22 protein-coding genes are annotated in these 24,137 nt (G+C 53.1%); 6 read left to right on the forward strand and 16 right to left on the reverse strand.

Going from position 1 to position 24,137, the window contains the following annotated elements:
- Positions 1–218 precede the first annotated feature (218 nt).
- From artM to OGW16_RS22075, 5 genes are all read right to left on the reverse strand, one after another.
- A complete protein-coding gene (gene artM, locus OGW16_RS22055; RefSeq protein ID WP_075145931.1) occupies positions 219–887 on the reverse strand; it encodes an arginine ABC transporter permease ArtM in 669 nt (222 codons plus the stop codon).
- Positions 887–1,603, reverse strand: coding sequence for an arginine ABC transporter permease ArtQ (artQ, locus tag OGW16_RS22060; RefSeq protein WP_043016913.1), 717 nt, complete (start codon positions 1,601–1,603; stop codon positions 887–889). The genes artM and artQ overlap by 1 nt, the downstream gene beginning before the upstream one ends.
- Before the next feature lie 6 nt (positions 1,604–1,609).
- Entirely contained in the window at positions 1,610–2,341 is a 732-nt protein-coding gene (gene artI / locus OGW16_RS22065; protein WP_003027298.1) for an arginine ABC transporter substrate-binding protein ArtI, read from the reverse strand.
- Between the two features lie 16 nt (positions 2,342–2,357).
- Positions 2,358–3,086 (reverse strand): arginine ABC transporter ATP-binding protein ArtP, encoded by a 729-nt coding sequence (artP, locus tag OGW16_RS22070; protein ID WP_003027295.1) that lies wholly within the window; start codon positions 3,084–3,086, stop codon positions 2,358–2,360.
- A 225-nt stretch (positions 3,087–3,311) separates the two neighbouring features.
- Entirely contained in the window at positions 3,312–3,827 is a 516-nt protein-coding gene (locus OGW16_RS22075; protein WP_181634558.1) for a lipoprotein, read from the reverse strand.
- Between the two features lie 126 nt (positions 3,828–3,953).
- Here OGW16_RS22075 and OGW16_RS22080 point away from each other — a divergent pair, with 126 nt between their 5' ends.
- Complete coding sequence (locus tag OGW16_RS22080; RefSeq protein WP_043016911.1) at positions 3,954–4,277, forward strand: heavy metal-binding domain-containing protein; 324 nt, start codon at positions 3,954–3,956, stop codon at positions 4,275–4,277.
- The gene (locus OGW16_RS22085) at positions 4,274–5,104 is read left to right on the forward strand and encodes an N-acetylmuramoyl-L-alanine amidase (protein WP_080624939.1); all 831 of its coding nucleotides are present in this window, start codon (positions 4,274–4,276) and stop codon (positions 5,102–5,104) included. The genes OGW16_RS22080 and OGW16_RS22085 overlap by 4 nt, the downstream gene beginning before the upstream one ends.
- Here the strand turns inward: OGW16_RS22085 and OGW16_RS22090 are convergent.
- The 4 genes from OGW16_RS22090 to poxB form a co-directional block, all read right to left on the reverse strand.
- Positions 5,101–6,114, reverse strand: coding sequence for a 3-beta-hydroxysteroid dehydrogenase (locus tag OGW16_RS22090; protein WP_075145934.1), 1,014 nt, complete (start codon positions 6,112–6,114; stop codon positions 5,101–5,103). The two genes, OGW16_RS22085 and OGW16_RS22090, sit on opposite strands and share 4 nt — an antisense overlap.
- 97 nt (positions 6,115–6,211) lie before the next feature.
- The gene (locus OGW16_RS22095; RefSeq protein ID WP_043017946.1) at positions 6,212–7,642 is read right to left on the reverse strand and encodes an SDR family oxidoreductase; all 1,431 of its coding nucleotides are present in this window, start codon (positions 7,640–7,642) and stop codon (positions 6,212–6,214) included.
- 10 nt (positions 7,643–7,652) lie between these two features.
- A complete protein-coding gene (ltaE, locus tag OGW16_RS22100) occupies positions 7,653–8,654 on the reverse strand; it encodes a low-specificity L-threonine aldolase (protein ID WP_043016908.1) in 1,002 nt (333 codons plus the stop codon).
- A gap of 155 nt (positions 8,655–8,809) precedes the next feature.
- Positions 8,810–10,528, reverse strand: a complete 1,719-nt coding sequence (gene poxB, locus OGW16_RS22105) for a ubiquinone-dependent pyruvate dehydrogenase (RefSeq protein ID WP_043016907.1) — start codon at positions 10,526–10,528, stop codon at positions 8,810–8,812.
- A 152-nt stretch (positions 10,529–10,680) separates the two neighbouring features.
- On the opposite strand from poxB, the gene OGW16_RS22110 reads away from it, so the two are divergent.
- A complete protein-coding gene (locus OGW16_RS22110; RefSeq protein ID WP_043016906.1) occupies positions 10,681–11,115 on the forward strand; it encodes a DoxX family protein in 435 nt (144 codons plus the stop codon).
- A gap of 70 nt (positions 11,116–11,185) precedes the next feature.
- Here OGW16_RS22110 and OGW16_RS22115 read toward each other — a convergent pair whose 3' ends face one another.
- The 5 genes from OGW16_RS22115 to aqpZ form a co-directional block, all read right to left on the reverse strand.
- A complete protein-coding gene (locus OGW16_RS22115) occupies positions 11,186–12,802 on the reverse strand; it encodes an FAD-NAD(P)-binding protein (protein ID WP_172863172.1) in 1,617 nt (538 codons plus the stop codon).
- A 201-nt stretch (positions 12,803–13,003) separates the two neighbouring features.
- Positions 13,004–13,972 carry an NADH oxidoreductase gene (gene hcr / locus OGW16_RS22120; RefSeq protein WP_172863171.1) on the reverse strand — a complete coding sequence of 323 codons (969 nt, stop codon included), beginning with the start codon at positions 13,970–13,972 and terminating at the stop codon, positions 13,004–13,006.
- Between the two features lie 10 nt (positions 13,973–13,982).
- Positions 13,983–15,635 carry a hydroxylamine reductase gene (gene hcp, locus OGW16_RS22125; RefSeq protein WP_172863170.1) on the reverse strand — a complete coding sequence of 551 codons (1,653 nt, stop codon included), beginning with the start codon at positions 15,633–15,635 and terminating at the stop codon, positions 13,983–13,985.
- A gap of 156 nt (positions 15,636–15,791) precedes the next feature.
- Complete coding sequence (locus tag OGW16_RS22130) at positions 15,792–16,691, reverse strand: LysO family transporter (RefSeq protein WP_043016902.1); 900 nt, start codon at positions 16,689–16,691, stop codon at positions 15,792–15,794.
- A 143-nt stretch (positions 16,692–16,834) separates the two neighbouring features.
- Positions 16,835–17,530, reverse strand: coding sequence for an aquaporin Z (gene aqpZ, locus OGW16_RS22135; RefSeq protein ID WP_043016901.1), 696 nt, complete (start codon positions 17,528–17,530; stop codon positions 16,835–16,837).
- A gap of 372 nt (positions 17,531–17,902) precedes the next feature.
- Between aqpZ and OGW16_RS22140 the strand changes: the two genes are divergently transcribed.
- Complete coding sequence (locus OGW16_RS22140) at positions 17,903–19,561, forward strand: ATP-dependent endonuclease (RefSeq protein ID WP_043016900.1); 1,659 nt, start codon at positions 17,903–17,905, stop codon at positions 19,559–19,561.
- Here OGW16_RS22140 and OGW16_RS22145 read toward each other — a convergent pair.
- Positions 19,558–20,508 (reverse strand): VirK/YbjX family protein, encoded by a 951-nt coding sequence (locus OGW16_RS22145; RefSeq protein ID WP_075145940.1) that lies wholly within the window; start codon positions 20,506–20,508, stop codon positions 19,558–19,560. The two genes, OGW16_RS22140 and OGW16_RS22145, sit on opposite strands and share 4 nt — an antisense overlap.
- Before the next feature lie 160 nt (positions 20,509–20,668).
- Between OGW16_RS22145 and macA the strand changes: the two genes are divergently transcribed.
- On the forward strand, positions 20,669–21,784 hold the full coding sequence (gene macA / locus OGW16_RS22150; RefSeq protein WP_080624943.1) for a macrolide transporter subunit MacA: 1,116 nt from the start codon (positions 20,669–20,671) through the stop codon (positions 21,782–21,784).
- Entirely contained in the window at positions 21,781–23,727 is a 1,947-nt protein-coding gene (gene macB / locus OGW16_RS22155; protein ID WP_043016897.1) for a macrolide ABC transporter ATP-binding protein/permease MacB, read from the forward strand. Before macA ends, macB begins: the two co-directional genes overlap by 4 nt.
- Before the next feature lie 74 nt (positions 23,728–23,801).
- Here macB and cspD read toward each other — a convergent pair whose 3' ends face one another.
- Positions 23,802–24,026, reverse strand: coding sequence for a cold shock-like protein CspD (cspD, locus tag OGW16_RS22160; RefSeq protein WP_003036813.1), 225 nt, complete (start codon positions 24,024–24,026; stop codon positions 23,802–23,804).
- Positions 24,027–24,137 lie beyond the last annotated feature (111 nt).

Consider the following 24,137-nt stretch of genomic DNA (forward strand, 5'->3'; position numbering starts at 1 on the left):
GGCGTGGATTAACAATGCCACTTAATGAATTTATATGCAATAAAAATGATTAAATATTTTTTTCTGATATAAAAAAAGACGGACAATTTAGGTTCTTGTCCGTCTTCATGTTTTTTACTTTATGCATATTTGCCGGATGGCGGTGCTAGCACCTTATCCGGCCTACAAAAGGTGCATGAACCGTAGGCCTGATAAGCGTAGCGCCATCAGGCATATGTTTAATTCCGCTGTTCAAACGCCAGCGCTTTACGTTCGATTAAGCGCATCATCAGCGTCAGCAAACCGTTGACGATCAGGTAAATCACACCTGCCGCACCGAAAACCATGACGTCATAAGTGCGACCGTACAGCAGTTGGCTATAGCCCATGACTTCCATCAGCGTGATGGTGTATGCCAGCGAAGTACTTTTAAACACCAGCACCACTTCGTTGGAATACGAGGAGAGGGCGCGTTTAAAGGCGTACGGCAACAGAATCGCCAGCGTATCCTTCTTGCTCATCCCCAACGCTCCGCAGGACTGCCATTGGCCTTCCGGGATTGCACGAATAGCGCCGTAGAACAGCTGAGTGGTATAGGCCGCACTGTTTAACGACAGCGCAATTAAAGCGCACAGCCACGGTTCTGACAGCAGATGCCACAGCACCGGATACTCTTGCAACGTCGGAAATTGTCCTGGCCCGTAGTAGATCAGGAAGATTTGCACCAGCAGCGGTGTACCGGTAAATAGCGTGATATAAGCGCGAACCAGCCAAACCAGAACCGGTGTTTTCAGCGTCAGGATGACGGTGAAAATCAATGCCAGCACCAGAGCAACCACGATGGAGGCGACCGTCAGCGTCAGGCTGGTATGCAGCCCTTTCAACAATTCAGGTAAATACTCAAGCATCAGCCTGGTCTCCGCTCAAAACGTGTCGCGCGCAGGTCAATGCGTTTGAGAATGTACTGGCTCACCAGCGTAATCACCAGGTAAATAGCCGCCGCCACAATGTACCAGGTAAACGGCTCCTGGGTACGGGTGGCGATGCTCTTGGTTTGCAGCATCAGATCGTTCACGCTGATAAGGCTGACCAGCGCAGTATCTTTCAGCAATACCAGCCACTGGTTACCCAGTCCCGGTAGTGCATGACGCCACATCTGCGGCATCACCAGACGGAAGAAGATCGCAGCTTTAGACAAACCTAACGCCTGACCTGACTCCCATTGTCCGAGTGGCACGGCCTTCAGCGCGCCACGCAACGTTTGCGACGCGTAAGCGGCATACAGCAATGACAGCGCAATCACACCGCACAGGAACGGACTGACGTCGAAGTTTTCGATCTGCATCTGAACCGGGATTTGTACAAACCCGAGATTGATCGTAAAGCCATCGGCCAGCGTCAGCAGCAGCTGCGAGGAGCCAAAATAGATAAACAGAACCACCAGAATTTCCGGCAGACCGCGCAGGATGGTGACCAGAGCCGAGCCAGCCCATGCCACTGGACGCCATTTAACTGACTCCCAGACGGCAAACAACATGGCAAGCGCGAGGCCAATGATCAGCGCACAAACGGCAAGGCCGACGGTCATCCCGGCGGCGCTTGCTAAAGGAAAAAATTCATTCATCAAATATTACTTCTGGAACCATTTGTTGTAGATGGTCTCGTAAGTCCCATCTTTCTTCACTTTTTCCAGCGCAGCGTTAAATTTCTGCTGCAGTTCGGTATTGCCCTGGCGCACAGCAATGCCCAGACCGGTACCGAAGTAATCTTTATCCGTCACTTTGTCGCCAACCGCGGCGAGCTTAGGATTATCTTTCAGCCACTCGGTCACCACTGCGGTATCGCCAAATACGCCGTCAATACGACCGTTTTGCAGATCGAGTTTGGCATTCTGGTAGCTGTCATACGGCACGGTAGTCACTTCCGGATGTTTATCCATGATGAATTTCTGGTGCGTAGTCCCGTTTTGTACACCGACTTTTTTGCCTTTCAGCTGATCAATGCTGGTGTATTTACCCTGTTGGCCAACAAACAGCGCAGAGTTGTCGTAATACGGGGTGGTGAACAGCACCTGTTTTTCACGCTCTGGGGTGATGTCCATACCGGCCATTACCGCGTCAAAACGACGGAACTTCAGGCTCGGAATCAGGCTGTCGAAGGCCTGATTGGTGAAGGTACAGGTAGCGTCAATCTCTTTACACAGCGCATTCGCCAGATCAACGTCAAACCCGACGATCTTGTTATTAGCATCGATTGATTCAAACGGAGGATAAGACGCTTCGGTGGCGAAACGAATGGTTTGGGCTGCGGTAGCGGAAAGGCTAAAACCTGCGATTAGCGCGGCAATCAGAACTTTTTTCATTGTATTGTCCCGAATCTTAGTGAGAAAGATAGTTTTTAAACGCTTCGGTTTGCGGGTTGGCAAAGCAGCTCGCATCCCCAAACTCGACGATATGACCGTTTTCCATATACACCACACGGCTGGCCGTTTTACGGGCAACTTCCACTTCGTGAGTGACGATCACCTGAGTAATGTTGGTTTCCGCCAGTTCACGAATGATGCTGACGATTTGGGCGGTAATTTCCGGGTCAAGCGCGGCGGTCGGTTCATCAAACAGCAGCACCTGTGGCTCCATCATCAACGCGCGGGCAATGGCCACACGCTGTTGCTGGCCGCCTGAGAGATGCAGCGGATAGCGATCGCTGTATGGCTTCAGGCGCAGACGTTCCAGCAGTTTCTCGGCGCGCGCCATCGCTTGCTCTTTTGTCAGACCCAGTACGCGGCAGGGCGCTTCAATCAGATTCTGCACAACCGTGAGATGTGGCCAGAGGTTGTATTGTTGGAAGACCATGCCCACGTTTTGACGCAGATCCCGAATGGCTTTATCTGACGGGGTCTTAGTGAAGTCGAAACGGTTACCCGCAATAGAGAGCGTGCCCGAGCGCGGCATCTCAAGCAGGTTGAGTACGCGCAGCAGCGAGCTTTTCCCGGCGCCACTAGGGCCAAGTAACACCAGTGTTTCACCCTGAGGGCAATCCAGCGTGATATCGAACAGCGCCTGATGTGCGCCGTAGAAGCAGTTAATGCCGTTTAATTGAATACTCATTGACACTCGATACTGGCAGTCTGATAGCTATTGAAGCCGCAGATACTACCTTTGACAGAATAGTTATGCAATATTTATGCGTTAAAAGTTAAATGCAAACCGCATTCTTATCTAAACATAGCACAAAATAGCGGGGCCACCAGTGGGCAAGAATAATTGTCGGCATTCTATGCAGAATGCCAGACAATTTATGGGGATTATGATTTAAGCAGGTGAATGGGGCGGTTAGCGGTTTTCGACAGACTGGCGCAGCGTCCCGGCTGGCGCGTGTACGCTGCCGCCCAGATAGCGGACATCGTCAACGACCCAGCACTGGCCTTCACGGATCATCAGCACTTCATCACGCCAGCTTTGGTCACCTTGTTTCAGCTCTACACGCAGTGGAATGTTGCGTGCATCACTATTCGGAATAGTCGATGCGCTGGCGACGCTGACGCTGTCCGGTAACGTGGCGCGACTGGAGAACGGATCGCTGTTAAACAGTTCGCGATGCGCGTTATCACGGCTGGCATCGTTCAGCAGCTTAGCCAGGTCGTCGCTGAGGTACGGGCGAAGGGAGGTAATGTCATTGTTTCGATGCTGAATACGGTAATCATAGAATTGTTGAGCCACGCTGTCTGGCCCGCCTTCTACGCATGAACCGCTACGCGTGCCGTTATCTTTATAGACCGGCGTCACGGTAGTACAGGCGCTGAGAAGTAGTGCACAGGGAACCAGCAGAGAGAGTTTCGAGTAGCGCATAATGATTTCCTTATTAGCTTTCTACTATTAGTGTTCTACGTTGATAGAATATATCCTTTCAATGATAGTGGATCGGTTCGATAATGCTTTTGAGATCGTGCTCTTAGCGCAAAAAGGAGATTAATCATGCAGTTTTCGACAACCCCTATGCTGGAAGGACAGAGCATCGTGGAATACTGCGGTGTTGTTACTGGCGAAGCCATTTTAGGCGCGAATATCTTCCGCGATTTTTTCGCCGGCATTCGCGATATTGTCGGCGGTCGCTCCGGCGCGTATGAAAAAGAGCTGCGTAAAGCGCGTGAAATTGCTTTTCAGGAGCTTGGTGAACAGGCGAAAGCACTCGGTGCTGATGCGGTAGTCGGTATCGATATCGATTACGAAACGGTGGGCAAGGACGGTAGCATGCTGATGGTGAGCGTCAGCGGCACCGCGGTGAAAACTCGTCGATGAAACGTCTGTTGTATTTGCTGACATTAACGCTACTGCTGGTGGGGTGTACTGGCGAAAAAGGAATAGTCGACAAAGACGGGTATCAGTTAGATACCCGCCGTCAGGCGCAGGCTGCTTACCCGCGCATTAAAGTGCTGGTTATCCATTACACGGCGGATGATTTCGACGCTTCTCTGGCTACGCTGACCGATAAAAACGTCAGTTCACACTATCTGATCCCGGCAGTGCCGCCGCTCTACCACGGCAAGCCGCGTATCTGGCAACTGGTCCCGGAAAAAGATCTGGCCTGGCATGCAGGGATTAGCTTCTGGCGCGGCGCTACGCGTATCAACGATACTTCGATCGGCATTGAGCTGGAAAACCGCGGCTGGCAAAAATCAGCGGGCAGCAAGTATTTTGCGCCGTTTGAGCCCGCGCAAATTCAGGCGTTAATCCCATTGGCGAAAGATATTATCGCCCGCTACGACATAAAACCGCAGAACGTGGTGGCCCATGCGGACGTCGCTCCGCAGCGCAAGGACGATCCCGGCCCGCTATTTCCGTGGAAAGCACTGGCCGCTCAGGGCATCGGCGCGTGGCCCGATGCCCAGCGCGTGGCATTTTATCTTGCCGGACGAGCGCCCCATACGCCGGTAGAAACCGCATCATTACTCGATCTGCTGTCGCGCTATGGTTATGAAGTAAAACCTGATATGACGCCGCGTGAACAGCAGCGGGTGATTATGGCGTTTCAGATGCACTTCCGCCCGACGTTGTGGAACGGCGTGGCGGATGCAGAAACTCAGGCAATTGCCGAAGCGTTACTGGAGAAATACGGGCAGGGTTAACGCGGCAGCTTACCGTGGTCACGCAGCCAGGCCGCGGTACGCTCAATTCCTGCATCCAGCGTCACAACGGGCTGATAACCCAACTCTTCCTGAGCGCGGGTAGTATCCAGCGTAAAATCGAAATTCAGCTTCGAGACGCCGTAATGCGTAAGCTTTGGCTCTTTCGCCGATTTATTGCCTAAACGCTCCATGCTGCGGGCAATCATATCCAGCATCGGGTAGGGCACGGAGCGGATACGGCAATCAATATTCAGCTCGTCGATAAGTTTCTGCACAATGCTGCGCAGGGTGCGATGCTCGCCGTTGGTAATGTTGTACGCGCGTCCCGACGGCAGCTTATCGCAGGCTTGTTGACTGGCCAGCCACATCGCGTGCACTGCATTCTCGTAGTAGGTCATATCCACCAGCGCGCTTCCGCCGTGCGGCAGCAGGATGCTGCCGTAGTGATACATCATATGGGCCAGGCGTGGAATAAAGACTTTATCGTGAGGTCCGAACAGACTTTGTGGGCGCAATACCGTGAAGCGGGTCTGCGGGTTAGCCTGCGCGAGCAGCGCAATTACCTCTTCGCCTGCCGCTTTGCTGCGGGCGAATTCATTGGCGAAGCGATGTGGACGGAAATCTTCTTTGATATCGCGATGGTGGTGATAATCAAAATAGAGCGATGGAGAGGAGATATGAATGAAGTTACGTACGCCCCAGGCCACGGCCCACTCGCCCAGACGTCGGGTCGCTCGAACGTTGGCCAGATCGAAGGCTTCCTGAGTTCCCCACGGTGAGGTGAAACTGGAGCAGTGCCACAGCGTGTCGATGCCGGCAAGCATCACTTTTGCCTGTGAAGACACCAGCTCGGTCAAATCGGCATGTACAAACTCTGCGCCCATTTTCTCCAGCAGCTTGCCCATCGCTTCATTGCGACCGGTAGCTCTGACGCTGACGCCTTTGCTGCATAGAAACTCAACCGCGTTTCGGCCCAAGCCGCTGGTGGCTCCGGTAACCAGTACCTTCATATCAATCCACTGTGTTTAAAAAACATCGTGCGCATTCTTCCGTGAAATACGCCTGTATGCAATGGGAAACATGAAAGAATACAGGCTCTTTTTATCATTAGTCTGTGATTTGTTCTGCAAGTTTAGCAATACGCTTCGCCATCCCTCTGAAAATGAACAGATGAGCTGGGATCATCAACAGCCAGTAGAAGAGTCCTGGCATGCCGTGCGGATGCCACCAGGCACGTACATCAATGCGTCGGTGATCGCCTTTATCTTCCAGGGTGAAACTCAGGCGACCCAAACCAGGCGCTTTCATCCCAAACAGCAGCGTCAGCTGTTTTTCTGGTTCAACGATGATAACTTTCCAGCTATCGACGGTATCGCCAACCTGCAACAGAGAGTGTTCTGGTCGACCTTTAGCCAGCTTATGGCCAACCAGCAGGTCTAACGCCGCCCGCGTCTTCCACAAAATATTGCCAAAAAAATAGCCTTCTTTGCCGCCGAGTCGATTCACAACCTGCCATAGCGCTTTTTTGCTGGCGGAGGTTTCAACGCTAAAGCCTGCCTGTTTGGCAAAATAGCCATATTCAGGGCGCCAGCGGGCAAACGCCTGCGCGTCGTAACCCCAGTCGCTGGAATTGACCAGCTTCTCCTCTTCTTTCAACGTGCTGCGTACCGCGTCATCAAAGGCAATCAACTTTTGCGGGATCAGCGCGCGTAATTCGGTGTCATCGGCCAGCAGATCGTGTTTTAAACCCTGGATAAGCGCTTTGGCCGTGGTCGGCGGTACTGACGTAATGACGTTTAAAAACCAGACCGAAATCCAGCGGGTAGGAAAGGGGATGGGGATGAGCAGGCGATGTTTACCGCTGACCGCCATAAAATGCTCGAACTGTTCCTGATAGCTCAACACCTGCGGCCCGGCAGCTTCGAGTATGCGGTGATGGCTTGTGGGATGGTCCAACAGCGCCACCAGATAGTACATCAAATTTTCCAGCGCGATGGGCGTGGTACGCGAACGTACCCAGCGCGGAGGGGTGAGAACCGGCAGGTTATAGACCATGTCGCGCATCACTTCAAAGGCGGCGGAACCTGCCCCTACGATAATGCCAGCGCGCAATTCCGTCATTGGCACGCCTGACTCTCTCAGGGTGTCAGCGGTTATTTGCCGCGCACGCAAATGATCGGACTGTTCATGCCGGGGAGCCTGTAATGAGCTCAGGAAAATAAGCTGTTTAACTGGCGTATTACGCAGCGCATCGCGTACGTTCATCGCCACATGGCGTTCGTGGGCGATAAAATCACCGCCTTCACCCATACCATGAACCAGATAGTAAACCGTATCAACACCCGTCAACAGCGGGGTGAGGTTATCTGGCCAATTCAAATCGACCTTATGGCAACTGACGTTGGCCAGTTGCTGCTTTTCCAGACGTTCAATGCGGCGTGCCGCAGCCAGCACCTGATGCCCTTGCTGGCTGAGCGCCTGAACCAGATGCTGACCAATGTAGCCACTGGCGCCAAGAACCAAAATCCGTTGCGGCACGCCCATCTCCTTAGCGGGTTAAAAAAGCGCGCCAGTGGGCGACGACTTCAGCAAGTTGTTCACGCGATACGTCCAGATGCATCACCAGGCGCACAATCGGGGAGGCGTTAATCAGCACGCCTTGCGCTTTCATGTATTCACCCAGCGCGGCAGCGTGCTCTTCACCAACGCGAACAAACAACATGTTGGTGTCGTGGCGCATGACGTCTGCCCCTGCTTCGCGCAGTTGTTCTGCCATCCAGGCGGCGTTGTCATGGTCTTCCTGCAAACGCGCCACGTTATTTTTCAGCGCATACAGTCCCGCCGCCGCCAGAATACCGGCCTGGCGCATTCCGCCACCGGTCATTTTGCGCCAGCGAATGGCGCGCTTGATGTAGTCCTGGCTGCCGACCAGCAGCGAACCTACCGGCGTTCCCAGACCTTTGGAAAGACAAATGGTGAACGAGTCGCAGTATTGCGTGATGTCTTTAAGCTCACAGCCATAGGCGACGATGGCGTTAAAAATACGCGCGCCGTCGACGTGTAGGGCAAGATTGCGCTCACGGGTGAATTCCCAGGCGTCTTTCAGATACTCGCGCGGAAGCACTTTGCCGTTGTGGGTGTTTTCCAGACTGAGCAGACGGGTGCGGGCAAAATGGATATCGTCAGCTTTGATTTTCGCTGCAACTTTGTCTAACGGCAGGGAACCATCCGGGGCGGCGTCGATGGGTTGCGGTTGAATGCTGCCAAGCACCGCTGCGCCGCCCGCTTCATAGAGATAGTTATGTGCGCCCTGACCGGCAATATACTCTTCGCCGCGCTGGCAATGACTGAGCAGCGCAACCAGGTTTGCCTGAGTGCCGGTGGGTAGGAAAATAGCGGCTTCTTTGCCAGAGAGCTCTGCAGCGTATTGCTGGAGGGCGTTAACGGTAGGGTCATCACCGTACACGTCGTCCCCGACCGGGGCCGCCATCATCTCTTCCAGCATGGCGCGACTTGGCCGGGTAACGGTATCACTGCGTAAATCAATCATGGTGTCTCCTTATTACACTTCATCCTTCAAGCTGCCTCTGCGTTGGCCGCACCCTTAAACCCCAGTCACATAGTTTACCTATGCTCCTGGGGATTTTCGGGTTAGCCGCCTTGATGCATCATGAATGATTTTGTGTGTGATTTAATAAGGATGTTTTACCTGAGCCAGTTAGTTTTCGCCAGTTCCATCACTTCATCACCGCGTCCACTGATGATTGCGCGCAACATATACAGGCTAAAACCTTTCGCTTGTTCGAGTTTGATCTGTGGCGGGATGGCTAACTCTTCTTTCGCCACAACCACATCGACCAGCACCGGGCCGTCAATCGACATTGCCCTTTGCAGCGCTTCATCAACCTCTGAGGATTTCTCCACACGAATGCCCGTAATGCCGCAGGCTTCGGCAATCCGCGCGAAGTTGGTATCGTGCAGCTCCGTGCCGTCGGTCAGATAACCGCCAGCCTTCATCTCCATCGCCACAAATCCCAGTACGCTGTTGTTAAAGACGATAATCTTCACCGGCAGCTTCATCTGGACCACCGACAGAAAGTCGCCCATCAGCATACTAAATCCGCCGTCCCCGCACATTGCGACAACCTGGCGTCCCGGTTCGGTCGCTTGGGCGCCGAGTGCCTGCGGCATGGCATTGGCCATCGAACCATGATTAAACGAACCGAGCAGGCGACGTTTGCCGTTCATTTTCAGATAGCGTGCCGCCCACACCGTTGGCGTGCCAACGTCGCAAGTGAAGATGGCGTCGTCTGCGGCAAAGTGGCTAATTTGCTGTGCCAGATACTGCGGGTGAATGGCTTTATCGCTGGGTTTAGCTAAATCATCCAGCCCTTTGCGCGCTTCACGGTAGTGCTCCAGCGCTTTGTCCAAAAACTTCCGCTCGGTTTTTTCTTCCACCAGCGGCAGCAGGGCGCGGAGGGTGGATTTAATATCGCCCACCAGCGCCATATCAACTTTACTGTGCGCGCCAATACTCGCCGGATTGATATCAATCTGAATAATTTTGGCGTCGGTTGGATAGAACGGGCGATAGGGAAACTGGGTGCCGAGCAGGATCAGCGTGTCGGCATTCATCATGGTATGGAAGCCGGATGAAAAGCCAATTAGCCCGGTCATGCCCACGTCGTACGGGTTATCGTACTCAACATGCTCTTTACCCCGCAGGGCGTGCACAATCGGCGCTTTGATTTTAGCCGCAAACTCAACCAGCTCTTTATGCGCACCGGCGCAGCCGCTGCCGCACATCAGAGCGATATTGCTGGAGTAGCGCAGCAGTTGCGCCAGTTTTCTGAGCTCTTCTTCTTCCGGAGTGACCACCGGCAGCGGCGCATGGTACCAGTGCGTGGTGGCGCTCTCAGGGGCCGGCTTCAGCGCGACATCGCCAGGTAATACCACCACAGAGACACCGCGGTTGAGCACCGCTTTACGCATGGCAATTGCCAGCACCTGTGGGATCTGTTCAGGGCTGGAAACCAGCTCGCAATAATGGCTACATTCGCGGAACAACTCTTGTGGGTGGGTCTCCTGGAAATAACCGCTGCCTATCTCGCTGGATGGAATATGTGCGGCAATGGCCAGCACCGGGACGTGGTTGCGGTGGCAATCAAACAGGCCATTAATCAGGTGCAGGTTGCCTGGCCCACACGAGCCTGCACAGACGGCCAATTCACCCGTTAACTGCGCTTCAGCACCTGCGGCGAAGGCAGCAACCTCTTCATGACGGGTTGGCATCCAGTCAATCGTTCCCATACGATTCAGACTATCACTTAGGCCATTGAGTGAGTCACCCGTTACACCCCAAATGCGTTTTACGCCAGCTTGTTCGAGTGTTTTAGCAATAAAAGCGGCAACCGTTTGTTTCATGGTTTTCCTTCTCCTTTAATGTGATACCGGTTACAAGTTTAGATGAAGATAATAGTTATGCTTCTCATTCCCCCTTATTTCCGGCAGGTTTCATTTGACCTGTACTAAGCGTAGTTTGTTATTGGACATGGCGAAACAAGGAATAAATTCAGATGGTTATAAAACTATTAAATAGCGTTAACCGGGTACTGACTCATGAAGATTTTGGCAAGTTTTTGTTACGCCTTGCCGTGGGGGGGCTGATGCTTTTTCATGGGTTGCATAAACTGTTCGCGGGTATTGATGGCATCAGCGGCATGCTGATAGCGAAAGGTTTCCCGGGCTTTATTGCGTATGGCGTCCTGCTGGGAGAAGTTGTAGCGCCGTGTCTGATTATCCTTGGGATCCTGACGCGTCCTGCAGCGTTGGGGCTGGCGTTTACGATGGTTGTGGCATGGCTGATGGTTGGGATGGGCGAAACCTGGTTACTGGATAAAACCGGTGCATGGGCGATTGAAAGTCTGGTGTATTTCTTCATCGGCGCGCTGGCCGTGGCGTTTTTGGGGGCGGGGCGATTCTCCCTTGCCGGAAATTCAGCCTGGCGATAGTTTGCCATCCGAGAATCAATACAGAGGCGGGAACGCGTAGCCTTGCTCCGCCTCGTCGTTCATTGTGTAGCTAATCTATGTCGTCTCTGTTCCAGAGTTTGTGCCGACGTCTCAGCGCTCGCTGCGTCAATGCTTTGGCCATCGCGGCGCCTATTTCAGCGCTGACCACCAGTCCCTGAATGAACGGACGATCGTGCATCAACCACGGCAGCCCGCCAAAAGCGATGCGATTGCGGGCATACTCCGGCGCTTGCAGTGTGTAATCCTCGCCAATCTCCGGGATCTCATCGCCACAAGCCAGCAGTTGATCGCGTAGCGTTGGGAACGGGATATCTTTGCTCTGCAATGCCCGTTGTCCTCGGGCGTCAATAAACACATCAAATTCGTGGCGCTGGCCCTGGTGGTAAATCACCGTCATTCCCTGTTCATTCATACGCTCATAATCTGAGCCGAGCGCGAGGATCTCTATCAGCCCGGCGTCGTGCAGCGCCAGCAGTCGGCGGACAGACTCAGACGGGATAGCCGCATAGTTATCAATAAATACGCGCGCCAGTCCGCGCCTGAAACGTTTTTCGTCGCAGTCATCAAGATGAGGGACTATCTCTTCGATAACCTCGTGCAGGCGCAGCAAGGTATATCGCCAGGCGACGGTATGTTGTTCCTGCTTGTTGCGTTCAACCTCCACCAGATTACGTCTCGCCCAGTCAAAAGGGTCATGCCTGATCCTGTTGGCAAAATAGACTTCGGGGAATGTGTCGGCGTTAAGCGTCGCAAGTGTTATCTGTTGGCACCACCCTGGCGCCGCATCTTGCAGTTGTCGAGCAATAAGGCGGAAGATGCGGTCCAGCAATCCGTTTTGGCCCCGGGCAATGGCGTCTTCAATCGCTTCTGGCGTCGCGATATTCAGCGGTTCATAGGGAAGAGGGCAGTAAAAATCAGCTTCAGGCAGCACTCCGCTGCGCGACATCAGGGTCAGTTTCAGATTTTGGCTGTCAGGTTTACGTGTGAACCGCAGTGAATGGTCGGTATTGGTCGTAAAGGTGCCATGCTGACAGACCACGGCCATCGCTGCGTCGATAGCGCTTAGCGATGTGCCCAGAATCCCCACCCTGCAAGCGCTAATCTCGGCGTCCATCAGACCGGTCCACGGACTGGGGAAAAACTTGCGTGCCTGAGCATCCGTTTCGGGCCACAGATGACCGGTAGCGATAGCGGCGAAATCCACCTCAACGGGTTGGGACGCGCGGTTGATCCACAGGGAGACCCCATTCGACGTTGCTTGCAGGTCGGTGACCTGGCTTGATTCATATATGCGAATCGTAAAACCGGCTCTTTGCGCGTTATCGACGATGGCTAAAAAACGATCGCGATAATAGTCGCCGAGGATCACGCGGGGCAAAAATTGCCGCTCATGCAAAGAGGTGCGTTCAATTCGAAACTGCGCCAGGTAGTCATCGCTTTGATTTTGTAGCCACGTCAGGTAGCTGATATAAATCGGTGGGATCTCGATGCTGGCTATATTTGCCAACATGTGTTCTGCGTTGTTGTCGCTGTTATAAGGCATGCCGACGCCCGCTTCCTCAGCTTGCTCATAAAGCTGTATCTCCAGCGGTTCACCACGCTCAACCAGGGCATAAAACGTATAAATACCGGTGGGACCGACGCCGACAATGGCCACTTTTTTCATGGGGATCCTTGTAGAAAGTTCGACGTGGTAGTCGGGGATATTGCTTACGTTGTGCAGGGTAAGTGTGGTCGATAATTGGCGGGAGGAAGGTGCTATTTTGCCCTTGGGGATGGAAAAATCAGAATTTTGCAGCGCCTGACAGGATAAAAAAAGGCCACCCGGTATAGCCAGGTAGCCTTTTGTACATCTGATATCAGGCGATTACGCCAGCACTAAGTCACTCTGCGGATGGCAGGAGCACGCCAGTACATAACCTTCAGCGATTTCTGCGTCGGTCAGCGTCATGGTGCTGCTTACCGTGTAGTTACCGTCAACCACTTTGGTTTTGCAGCAGCCGCAAACGCCTGCACGGCAAGCGGCAACAACCGGTACTTTATTGCTTTCCAGCGCTTCCAGCAGCGTACTGCCCACCGGCGCATAAAACTCTTTCGCCGGCTGCAGTTTAGTGAACTTCAGACCGCTGGTGGCGGCTTCAGCCACCGGGGTAAAGAACTGCTCTTTAAAGAAGCGCGTCACGCCCAGCGCTTTGACTTCTTTCTCGACCAGATCCATGTACGGCGCCGGGCCACAGGTCATCACGGTGCGCGAGGTGAGGTCCGGAACGCTTTGCAGCAGTTCGGTAGTCAGTCGGCCGGAAACAAAACCTTCAGTGGCATTGTTTTCAGCAACTAATGTCACCGGATACTCGCGCCATTCGTCGGCAAAAATAACATCTTGCGGAGAACGTACGTTGAAGATCACCTGCACATCAGCCTGTGGGCGGTATTTTGCCAACCAGCGGCGCATTGACATGATTGGCGTAACGCCGCAGCCGGCGGCCAGCATCAGGAACTTGTCTTCCGCTTTATCTTCACAGGTGAATTCACCCATTGCATCAGACAGCCAGATATAGTCGCCGCGCTTCACGTCGCGGGTCAGCCACTGTGAGCCTGCGCCATCGTCAATCCGGCGGATGGTCAGCGTGATGTATTCGCTAACGCCCGGCGTTGAAGAGATGGTGTAAGCACGCAGCGTGTCCGCTGAATTACGTACGCTGACCAGTGCATACTGCCCGGCGCGGTATGGATAATAGTCGTGGCACAGCAACGAAATTGTCCATACATCCGGCGTTTCCTGATGGATGTGATGAACCTGCATCCGCCATGGGCACTGATGAGTTGGCATTGACATTCTTTACTCCTTACGCGCTCAGCAGCTGCTTCATATCTTCTTCAACGGTGGTCACGGAACGCAGACCGAACTTCTCGTTGAGCACGGCCAGCAGGTCCGGTGTGAAGAAGCCTGGCGCGGTCGGGCCAGTAACGATATTTTTCACGCCCAGAGACAGCAGGGTCAGCAGGATAACAATCGCTTTCTGTTCGAACCAGGAGAGCACCAGAGACAGCGGCAGATCGTTCACGCCACAGCCCAGTTTCTCAGCCAGGGTTACCGCCAGGATGATGGCAGAGTAAGCATCGTTACACTGACCGGCATCCACCAGACGCGGCAGACCTTCGATATCGCCGAACTCCAGTTTGTTGAAACGGTATTTACCGCACGCCAGGGTCAGGATCAGGCAGTCGTCCGGTACGCTGGTCGCGAAATCGGTGAAGTAGTTACGTTCCCCACGTGCGCCGTCACAACCGCCCACCAGGAAGATGTGACGCAGTTTTTCACGGCTGACCAGGTCGATCAAGGTATCCGCGGCGCCCAGCAGGGTTTGACGACCAAAACCTACGGTTATCAGGTGCGGAATTTCGCTATACGGGAAGCCCGCCATTTGCTGTGCCTGAGCAATTACCGGACCGAAGTTGTCGCCTTCGAGATGGCTCACGCCCGGCCAGCCGACGATGCTACGGGTCCAGATACGGTCGTCGTACGCGCCAACGGTTGGGTCGATGATGCAGTTAGAGGTCATCACGATTGGACCTGGGAAGCGGGCGAATTCAACCTGCTGATTCTGCCAGCCGCTGCCGTAGTTACCGATCAGGTGTTTGAATTTACGCAGTTCTGGGTAACCGTGTGCCGGCAGCATTTCACCGTGGGTATAGACGTTAACGCCGGTACCTTCGGTTTGCTCCAGCAGGTTGTACAGATCTTTCAGGTCGTGACCGGAGATCAGAATGCACTTACCTTCGGTGGCTTTGACGTTGACCTGAGTCGGAGTCGGGTGACCGTATTTGGTGGTTTCACCGGCGTCCAGAATGCTCATCACTTTGAAGTTCATCTGGCCGATTTCCATTGAGCACTCCAGCAGAGCGTTCATATCGGAAGGCCAGGTACCCAGCCACGCCATGATTTTGTGGTACTGAGCATAGATGTCGTTGTCGTACTGGCCGAGAACGTGTGCGTGCTCCATATAAGCTGCCGCACCTTTCAGGCCGTACAGGCACAGCAGTCGCAGGCCGAGAATATTCTCGCCGATGGCTGTTTTGTCTTTATTCGGGGTAAATTCAGCGGCCTGACGTTGCAGGTCGCCCAGATCGTCGCTGACCAGTTGCAGATCGGCCATCGGGTTGGCGACCGCTGCGTTCGCGTCGATGTTCAGGCATTGCGCTTTTAGGGCGTCGCGCATGGCGATAGCTTCACGGGCATAGCCAACAATACGCGGGGAATCGAAGTTTACGTTGGTCAGCGTGGAGAAGAATGCACGCGGCGCAAAGTTATCAACCTCATGGTCGATGATGCCGTATTCACGTGCTTTAACAGCCCATGCAGACAGACCTTGTAGGGAAGCAATCAGCAGATCCTGCAAATCGGAGGTTTCAGCCGTTTTACCGCACATACCCTGCGCGTAAGAGCAGCCGTTTCCTGCCGGAGTACGGATGGTTTGTTCACATTGCACACAAAACATGGTCACACCTTTTTAAAGTTATATTTAATATACATGTTTAAGGTTATGCCTGTGCGCGAAGGGATAAAAGGGATTTCTGCTACAACTTGCAGGGAGATTGATTTAGCGCAATTTTGGCGGTAGCTGACTACCGCCAGGGAGGTATTTGTTCGGGTTTCAGGCGGAGAAAAACGCCATCAGCAGAGGCACCAACAGACTCAGAATAAAACCGTGAACGATGGCTGCCGGGACCATTTCCAGGCCGCCGCTGCGTTGTAGTACGGGCAGGGTGAAATCCATTGATGTCGCGCCACATAGCCCCAACGCGGTAGAGCGGCTACGGCCAACCAGTCCTGGAATCAACATAATGGCGATCAGCTCGCGCGCCAGGTCGTTGAAGAAGGCGGCACTCCCAATTACCGGGCCGAACGATTCGGTCAACAAAATACCTGACAGGGAATACCAGCCAAAACCTGACGCCATCGCCAGCGCGGTTTTCAACGGCAGGCCGAGAATCAACGCATTGATAACCCCCGCCAGCATCGAACTGGCGACCACCACCACCGCTACAATCATCCCCCGGCGATTCAGCACAATTTGCTTTAAGGTCATACCGCTGTTGCGCAGTTGGATCCCCACCAGGAACAGTAAAAAGATTAACGTATATTCGCTGGCTTCGGTGGCGTGCTGCAGAATGGGAAGACCGGTGAGGCCGAGCAGAAAACCGATGACGACGACGCCGCAAAGCTGAAGTGACTCAAGCGCCATTGCTATTCGTGAGGGGAGCTTTTCTTGCTTGTGATTATGTCGCCAGGGCAGCGTACGCTCCAGCCAGAACAGCGCCGCGATATTACACAGCAAAATGACCGTCACGCTGACTGCAGAATAATGAAGAATGGCCAGCAGGTTACTGGCGAGATTATCCAGAAACGCCAGACTGATACCCATAAAAAAGAGAATAAGGTAGACGATCCAGCTCAACAGGCGATTGATGAGTTTTAATGCAGCCCTGTGCCGAAGCGGAATAAGGTAGCCCACAATAAGGGGAACCAGAATGATTAACAGCCCTGAAAACATGAAAACCCGATCCTTGCTGAGATGTAAGACGAAATGCGCCAGCACACACTACTCAATGCAAAGAGGGGAGTAAAGTTGCAAATAAAAGGAAATATAGAGAGGAAAAAAAAGACCTGACTTTCGCCAGGCCTTTTTGTTAGCGATTAATCGCGTTTTTCGAGCAGGGTGCGGTAAATAAGACCGCCGAGAACCCCACCGATAATCGGCATAACCCAGAAGAACCACAATTGTTGTAACGCCCAGCCACCCTGGAAGATGGCTACTGCGGTACTACGCGCCGGGTTTACCGACGTGTTGGTAACCGGAATACTGATCAAGTGGATCAGGGTTAACGCCAGACCAATCGCAATGGGGGCAAAACCTGCCGGAGCATGTTTATCAGTTGCGCCATGGATTACTAATAAGAAACCAGCGGTCAGAATAATTTCAATTACTACGGCAGAAAGCATGGAATAGCCGCCTGGTGAATGTTCACCAAAGCCGTTCGAGGCAAAACCGCTGGCGGAGGCATCAAAACCTGCTTTACCGCTGGCAATAAGATACAGCGCCGCTGCTGCAACAATACCGCCCACAACCTGAGCAATAACATAACCAATAACGTCTTTTGCCGGGAAGCGACCGCCAGCCCATAAACCGAAGGTTACCGCTGGGTTAAAGTGCCCACCGGAAATATGACCTACGGCGAATGCCATGGTCAGTACGGTCAGACCAAACGCCAGGGCCACACCGGCAAATCCAATACCCAACTCCGGGAATGCTGCGGCCAGTATTGCGCTACCGCACCCGCCAAAGACGAGCCAAAACGTACCGAAGAATTCGGCTGCTAATTTCCTGAACATAACCACCTCAATTAAAAGTTCCGGGTTCGTGTTCCTTGCCCGGTAATTCATCGCTAAAAAGGGACGATGATGAAAGAGCGGGTATTTTAGATAAAAAAATCATCCCTTCGCCAGTTAAATTGATGAAAAAATTTGATTTAAGGCAATATGTTGTTATTCCTTTATGAATATTGGATGAATGAAGCATAGTTCAATTAGAAAAAGGTGATGATTGAGTTCTGAAATAATATTCCGAGGAAAACATAAGAAGAATATTCTTATATTATTCAATTTCTGCGACTAACCTCCTGATGATATCGGGTGTCCTGCGCGCCCGCTTGCCGTTATACTCCTGATAACTTGAAGGAAAAAGTTAGCATTTCCGGAGGCTATATGATTCTCGAACGCGTTGAGATTGTTGGATTTCGTGGTATTAACCGTCTGTCGTTGATGCTGGAGCAGAGCAACGTGCTGATTGGGGAGAACGCGTGGGGGAAGTCCAGTCTGCTGGATGCCTTAACCCTTCTGCTGTCACCGGAAACTGATTTGTACCACTTTGACCGCGAAGATTTTTGGTTCCCGCCGGGTGATATACAAGGGCGGGAACATCACCTGCATATCATCCTGACCTTTCGTGAGTCTCAACCGGGTCGCCACCGCGTACGCAGATATCGTCCTCTGGAAAACTGCTGGACGCAGTGCCAGGATGGCTATCACCGCATTTTCTATCGGCTGGAAGGTGAATGTGCGGATGATGGTAGCGTTCTGACGTTACGCAGTTTTCTTGATGGCGAGGGCCACCCGCTCACTCTTGACGACATTAACGATATGGCGCGGCATCTCGTGCGTTTGATGCCGGTCCTGCGCCTGCGCGACGCGCGTTTCATGCGACGTATCCGTAACGGTACGGTGCCGGATTCGGCGGATGTCGAAGTGACCGCCCGGCAACTGGATTTTCTGGCGCGCGAATTGGCCACCCGACCGCAAAACCTGACAGATGGGCAGATACGTCAGGGGCTATCGGCTATGGTCCAGCTGTTAGAACACTATTTTTCTGAGCAGGGTTCCGGCCAGTCCCGCTATCGTCTGATGCGTCGGCGTTCTAATAACGAACAACGTAGCTGGCGCTATCTGGATATTATCAACCGGATGATTGATAAACCCGGCGGACGCACGCACCGGGTGATCCTGCTGGGCCTGTTTTCAACGTTGTTACAGGCCAAAGGTACGCTGAGACTGGATAAAGACGCCCGGCCTTTGCTGCTGGTCGAAGATCCGGAAACGCGTTTACATCCTATTATGCTCTCCGTTGCCTGGCACCTGCTGAATTTACTGCCTCTGCAGCGGGTAGCGACTACCAACTCTGGTGAACTGCTGTCCCTCACGCCCGTGGAACACGTTGTCCGCCTGGTGCGTGAATCCTCCCGGGTTGCTGCCTGGCGGCTTGGACCGGGTGGGATCAGCGCAGAAGATGGTCGGCGCATTGCCTTCCATATTCGTTTCAATCGTGCTTCGTCGTTGTTTGCTCGCTGCTGGCTACTGGTGGAAGGCGAAACGGAAACCTGGGTCATTAACGAACTGGCCCGACAGTGCGGCCACCATTTTGACGCGGAAGGTATCAAGGTGATTGAATTTGCCCAGTCTGGACTTAAGCCGCTGGTTAAGTTTGCCCGCCGGATGGGAATCGAGTGGCATGTGCTGGTCGATGGAGATGAAGCCGGGAAAAAGTATGCCGCTACGGTGCGGAGTTTATTGAATAACGACAGGGAAGAAGAGCGCGATCATTTAACCATGCTCCCCGCGCTGGATATGGAACACTTTATGTATCGCCAGGGATTCGCTGACGTTTTTCACCGGGTGGCGCAAATCCCCGAAAACGTGCCCATGAATATGCGCAAAATTATCTCAAAAGCGATTCACCGGTCGTCAAAACCAGATTTAGCCATTGAGGTGGCGATGGAAGCCGGGCGGCGCGGCGTTGACGCGGTGCCAACGTTGCTGCGAAAAATGTTTTCCCGCGTGCTGTGGTTGGCACGCGGCAGAGCGGATTAGTGGCGAAACATCGACGACAGCTGCGAGTGGATGCTGTCCAGTAGCTGATAGCGACGGCGGTATTCCGCGCGTTTTTTGCTGGCAATGTCCGCTTCGCTTTTTCGCGCCATTGTGCGTGGAATATGATAGTAACCGTGGCTGTCGCACTCACCGCCAACCGACTCCCAAAATGTGTTGTAGTCGGAAAGGATTACCTTGTTTTTGTCGTGGTAACGAGGGCTGCGAAAAATATGCTGTTCATTGCTGACAGCAAGAATTTGTTCGACATTCAATTGTTCTGCAAAACAGCAAATGGCTTCCATCACAATACGTTTTGGGAAAATCCCATGGCATGACTTGGTCGCTTTTTGAATTTCTTCATGTGGCAGTAATCGGCTGCCTCCCTGTAACCCGCCAATAAACAACGTACTGCTTCCTTGATAATTGCATAGCGTAAACGTCATTTCCGCTAAAGTCTCGCCAGCGCAATTACGTACCAAAATGGTGCTTTCACCTTCTTTATCCAGTGAGATAAATGAGGCCATTATTACGTTAAATATTTCGCTGTTTTTGCCTTCAATTTGTGCCAGTTGTAATCCATCTGCACTTAAATAATCCTTAAACTCAGTGGTTGAAAAAGAGCTGCGGATAGCATGGTAATGATAACGCACAGCATCCAGTTTCGTCTTCCGGTCAAGGTTTTGCGCAAGATAGGCGCGATGCAAACGAACCGGCAATCGAGGCTGGCGTGCAAGTACGCTATCCAGGTCAGGCCATTGTGCCAGCTCAGACATCCATTCACGCGTTAATCTCGGCATAAGCGCTGAGCGCAACAAAAACTTACGACGAAAGCTTCGCTGATGCCAAAATTTTCCGGGGCGCCAATGTCCGGTCATCAGGCTACAAAAGAGACTAAAACTTGTGACTGGTTTTGAAGAATGAAAAGTGCTGTCAGTTAGCTGGCTCATAATAACAATCCGATGGATACTCTGGCACTAATTTCAGCACAGCGGATCTTAACCATTCATCAATAACTCTGTTATTCTTGCATTTTTCAACGGCTATTTATTTAACGTTGATGTTTAACACTTCACTCTGGTGGACGTATTGGGGGAAATTGGGACATTTATGAAGCTCAAGGGAAAAATCAAAAAACGCTATATTCTTTTCGCCATCATCATTATTGTGGCGATAATTGCACTTTGGCGAACGCTTAATGCGCCTTTACCTCAGTATCAAACCTTAATTGTTCGTCCGGGCGATCTGCAGCAAAGCGTACTGGCAACCGGGAAACTGGATGCGCTGCGTAAAGTTGACGTCGGGGCGCAGGTCAGTGGGCAGTTAAAAACGCTGTCTGTCGCGATTGGCGACAAAGTAAAAAAAGATCAACTGCTCGGCGTTATCGATCCTGAACAGGCGCAAAACCAGATCAAAGAGGTCGAAGCGACGCTGATGGAATTACGCGCCCAGCGGTTACAGGCTGAAGCCGAGTGGAAACTGGCGCGGGTGACGCTTTCCCGTCAGCAACAGTTGGCGAAAACCCAGGCGGTCTCACAGCAGGATCTCGACACCGCGGCTACCGAGATGGCGGTAAAACAGGCGCAAATCGGCACAATTGACGCACAAATTAAGCGTAATCAGGCCTCTCTTGATACGGCAAAAACTAACCTTGATTACACCCGCATCGTCGCGCCAATGGCAGGTGAAGTCACGCAAATTACTACCCTGCAGGGGCAAACCGTTATTGCCGCCCAGCAGGCACCTAACATTCTGACGCTGGCCGATATGAGCACCATGCTGGTGAAAGCGCAGGTTTCCGAGGCGGATGTGATTCATCTGCATCCTGGGCAAAAGGCCTGGTTTACCGTTCTCGGCGATCCGCAGACGCGTTACGAAGGTAAGCTCAAAGATGTTCTTCCGACGCCAGAAAAAGTGAATGACGCTATTTTCTACTATGCTCGCTTCGAAGTTCCCAACCCGAAAGGGATCCTGCGCCTGGATATGACCGCGCAGGTCCATATTCAGCTTACGGATGTTAAAAATGTCCTGACGATCCCGCTGTCGGCATTGGGCGATCCTATCGGCAACAATCGTTATAACGTCAGGCTGCTGCGCAACGGCGAAACCCGCGAACGTGAAGTGATTATCGGCGCGCGTAATGACACCGATGTGGAGATCGTGAAAGGGCTTGAAGAGGGGGATGAAGTCATCACCGGTGAGGGCAACGCTGGAGCTGCAAAATGACGGCATTGCTTGAACTGAGCAATATCCGCCGCAGCTATCCGTCAGGCGAAGGCCAGGTTGAGGTGTTGAAGGACGTATCCTTGAGCATTCAGGCCGGGGAAATGGTGGCGATTGTCGGGGCGTCTGGCTCGGGTAAATCGACGCTGATGAACATTCTCGGCTGTCTGGATAAACCCACCAGCGGTACGTATCGGGTTGCCGGGCGTGATGTCTCCACGCTGGATAGCGATGCGCTAGCGCAACTGCGTCGTGAGCATTTCGGTTTTATCTTCCAGCGTTATCATTTGCTGTCGCATTTAACCGCCGCGCAAAATGTTGAGGTACCCGCGGTCTACGCTGGCACCGAACGCAAACAGCGCCTGGCTCGTGCGCAGGAACTCCTTCAGCGGCTGGGGCTGGGTGACAGAGTTGACTATCAGCCTTCTCAACTTTCCGGTGGTCAGCAGCAGCGGGTCAGTATTGCGCGTGCGCTGATGAACGGAGGGCAGGTGATCCTTGCTGACGAACCCACCGGTGCGCTGGACAGCCATTCCGGCGAAGAGGTGATGGCGATTTTGCATCAGTTGCGCGATCGCGGGCATACGGTGATTATCGTCACTCACGATAGCCAGGTCGCCGCGCAGGCTGAACGCGTCATTGAAATTCGTGACGGCGAGATTGTGCGCAATCCTCCGTCACACAAGCCCTCTGGCGGGCGCGACATCGTGGAGCCGACGGTGAAAGCGGCGTCCGGCTGGGGGCAGTTTGTCAGTGGTTTTCGTGAAGCCCTCACTATGGCCTGGCTGGCAATGGCCGCGAATAAAATGCGAACGCTGCTGACCATGCTTGGGATCATCATCGGTATTGCTTCGGTGGTGTCGATCGTGGTGGTTGGCGATGCGGCTAAACAGCTGGTGCTGGCGGATATTCGCGCTATCGGCACTAATACCATCGATATCTACCCTGGCAAAGATTTCGGCGACGACGACCCGCAATATCAACAGGCGTTGAAGTATGACGATTTAACGGCGCTACAGAAGCAGCCATGGGTAAGTTCGGTGACGCCTGCGGTGTCGAAGAACCTGCGGCTACGCTATGGCAATATCGATGTGGCAGCCAGTGCTAACGGCGTGAGCGGCGACTATTTCAACGTCTATGGCATGACGTTTAGCGAAGGGACCACTTTTAACGCTGAACAACTGGCGGGCCGCGCTCAGGTGGTGGTGCTCGACAGCAATACCCGGCGTCAGTTGTTCCCCAATAAAGCGAAAGTCGTTGGCGAAGTCGTGCTGGTGGGGAATATGCCTGCCACGGTTATCGGCGTTGCAGAAGAGAAACAGTCGATGTTTGGCAGTAGCAAGATCCTGCGGGTCTGGCTGCCTTACAGCACCATGTCCGGGCGAATTATGGGGCAGTCGTGGCTGAACTCGATAACCGTGCGGGTGAAGGACGGTTTTGATAGTGCCCAGGCCGAGCAGCAGCTCACCCGATTGTTGACGTTGCGCCACGGTAAGAAAGATTTCTTCACGTGGAACATGGACGGCGTCTTGAAAACTGCCGAAAAGACCACACGTACATTACAACTCTTCCTGACGCTGGTGGCGGTGATTTCGCTGGTGGTCGGTGGGATTGGCGTGATGAATATTATGCTGGTTTCGGTAACCGAGCGAACGCGCGAGATTGGCATTCGTATGGCGGTTGGCGCTCGCGCCAGTGACGTGCTGCAGCAGTTCTTAATTGAAGCGGTGCTGGTATGTCTGGTGGGCGGTGCGTTAGGTATTAGCCTGTCGATGTTGATCGCCTTTACGCTTCAGCTATTCCTGCCTGGCTGGGAAATTGGTTTCTCACCCGTGGCCTTGTTGACGGCGTTTCTGTGCTCAACCGCGACCGGGATTTTGTTTGGCTGGCTACCAGCACGAAATGCGGCGCGGCTGGATCCGGTAGATGCCCTGGCGCGGGAATAATGCCACTGAGATAAAAATGCCAGCCGCAAGGGCTGGCATTTTGACTGCGGGATGTACACAATGAGACAGAAGAGTTATGCGACAGCTTCTGCTTCAATGACAGGCACGATGACACTGGCATGATTGCCTTTTGGCCCCTGGTGGACATCAAACTGGACAGACTGTCCGGCTTTTAGCGTTCTGTAACCATCCATCTGAATGGTGGAGTAATGGGCGAAAATATCTTCGCCGCCGCCTTCGGGGCAGATGAAACCAAACCCTTTGGCGTTGTTGAACCACTTAACAGTACCCGTTTCCATACTTCGACATCCTTCGTAAATCTTATATAAGTAAGATGGAATGAACCGGTGGCGGAGTGGGGGCTGTTCAAAACCTCGCCAACTCTCGAAACTACAATTTAGAGAAATCAG

The sequence above is a fragment of the Citrobacter sp. Ce104 genome, from assembly GCF_030334595.1.
In the GTDB taxonomy this organism is placed as follows: Bacteria; Pseudomonadota; Gammaproteobacteria; order Enterobacterales; family Enterobacteriaceae; genus Citrobacter; species Citrobacter europaeus.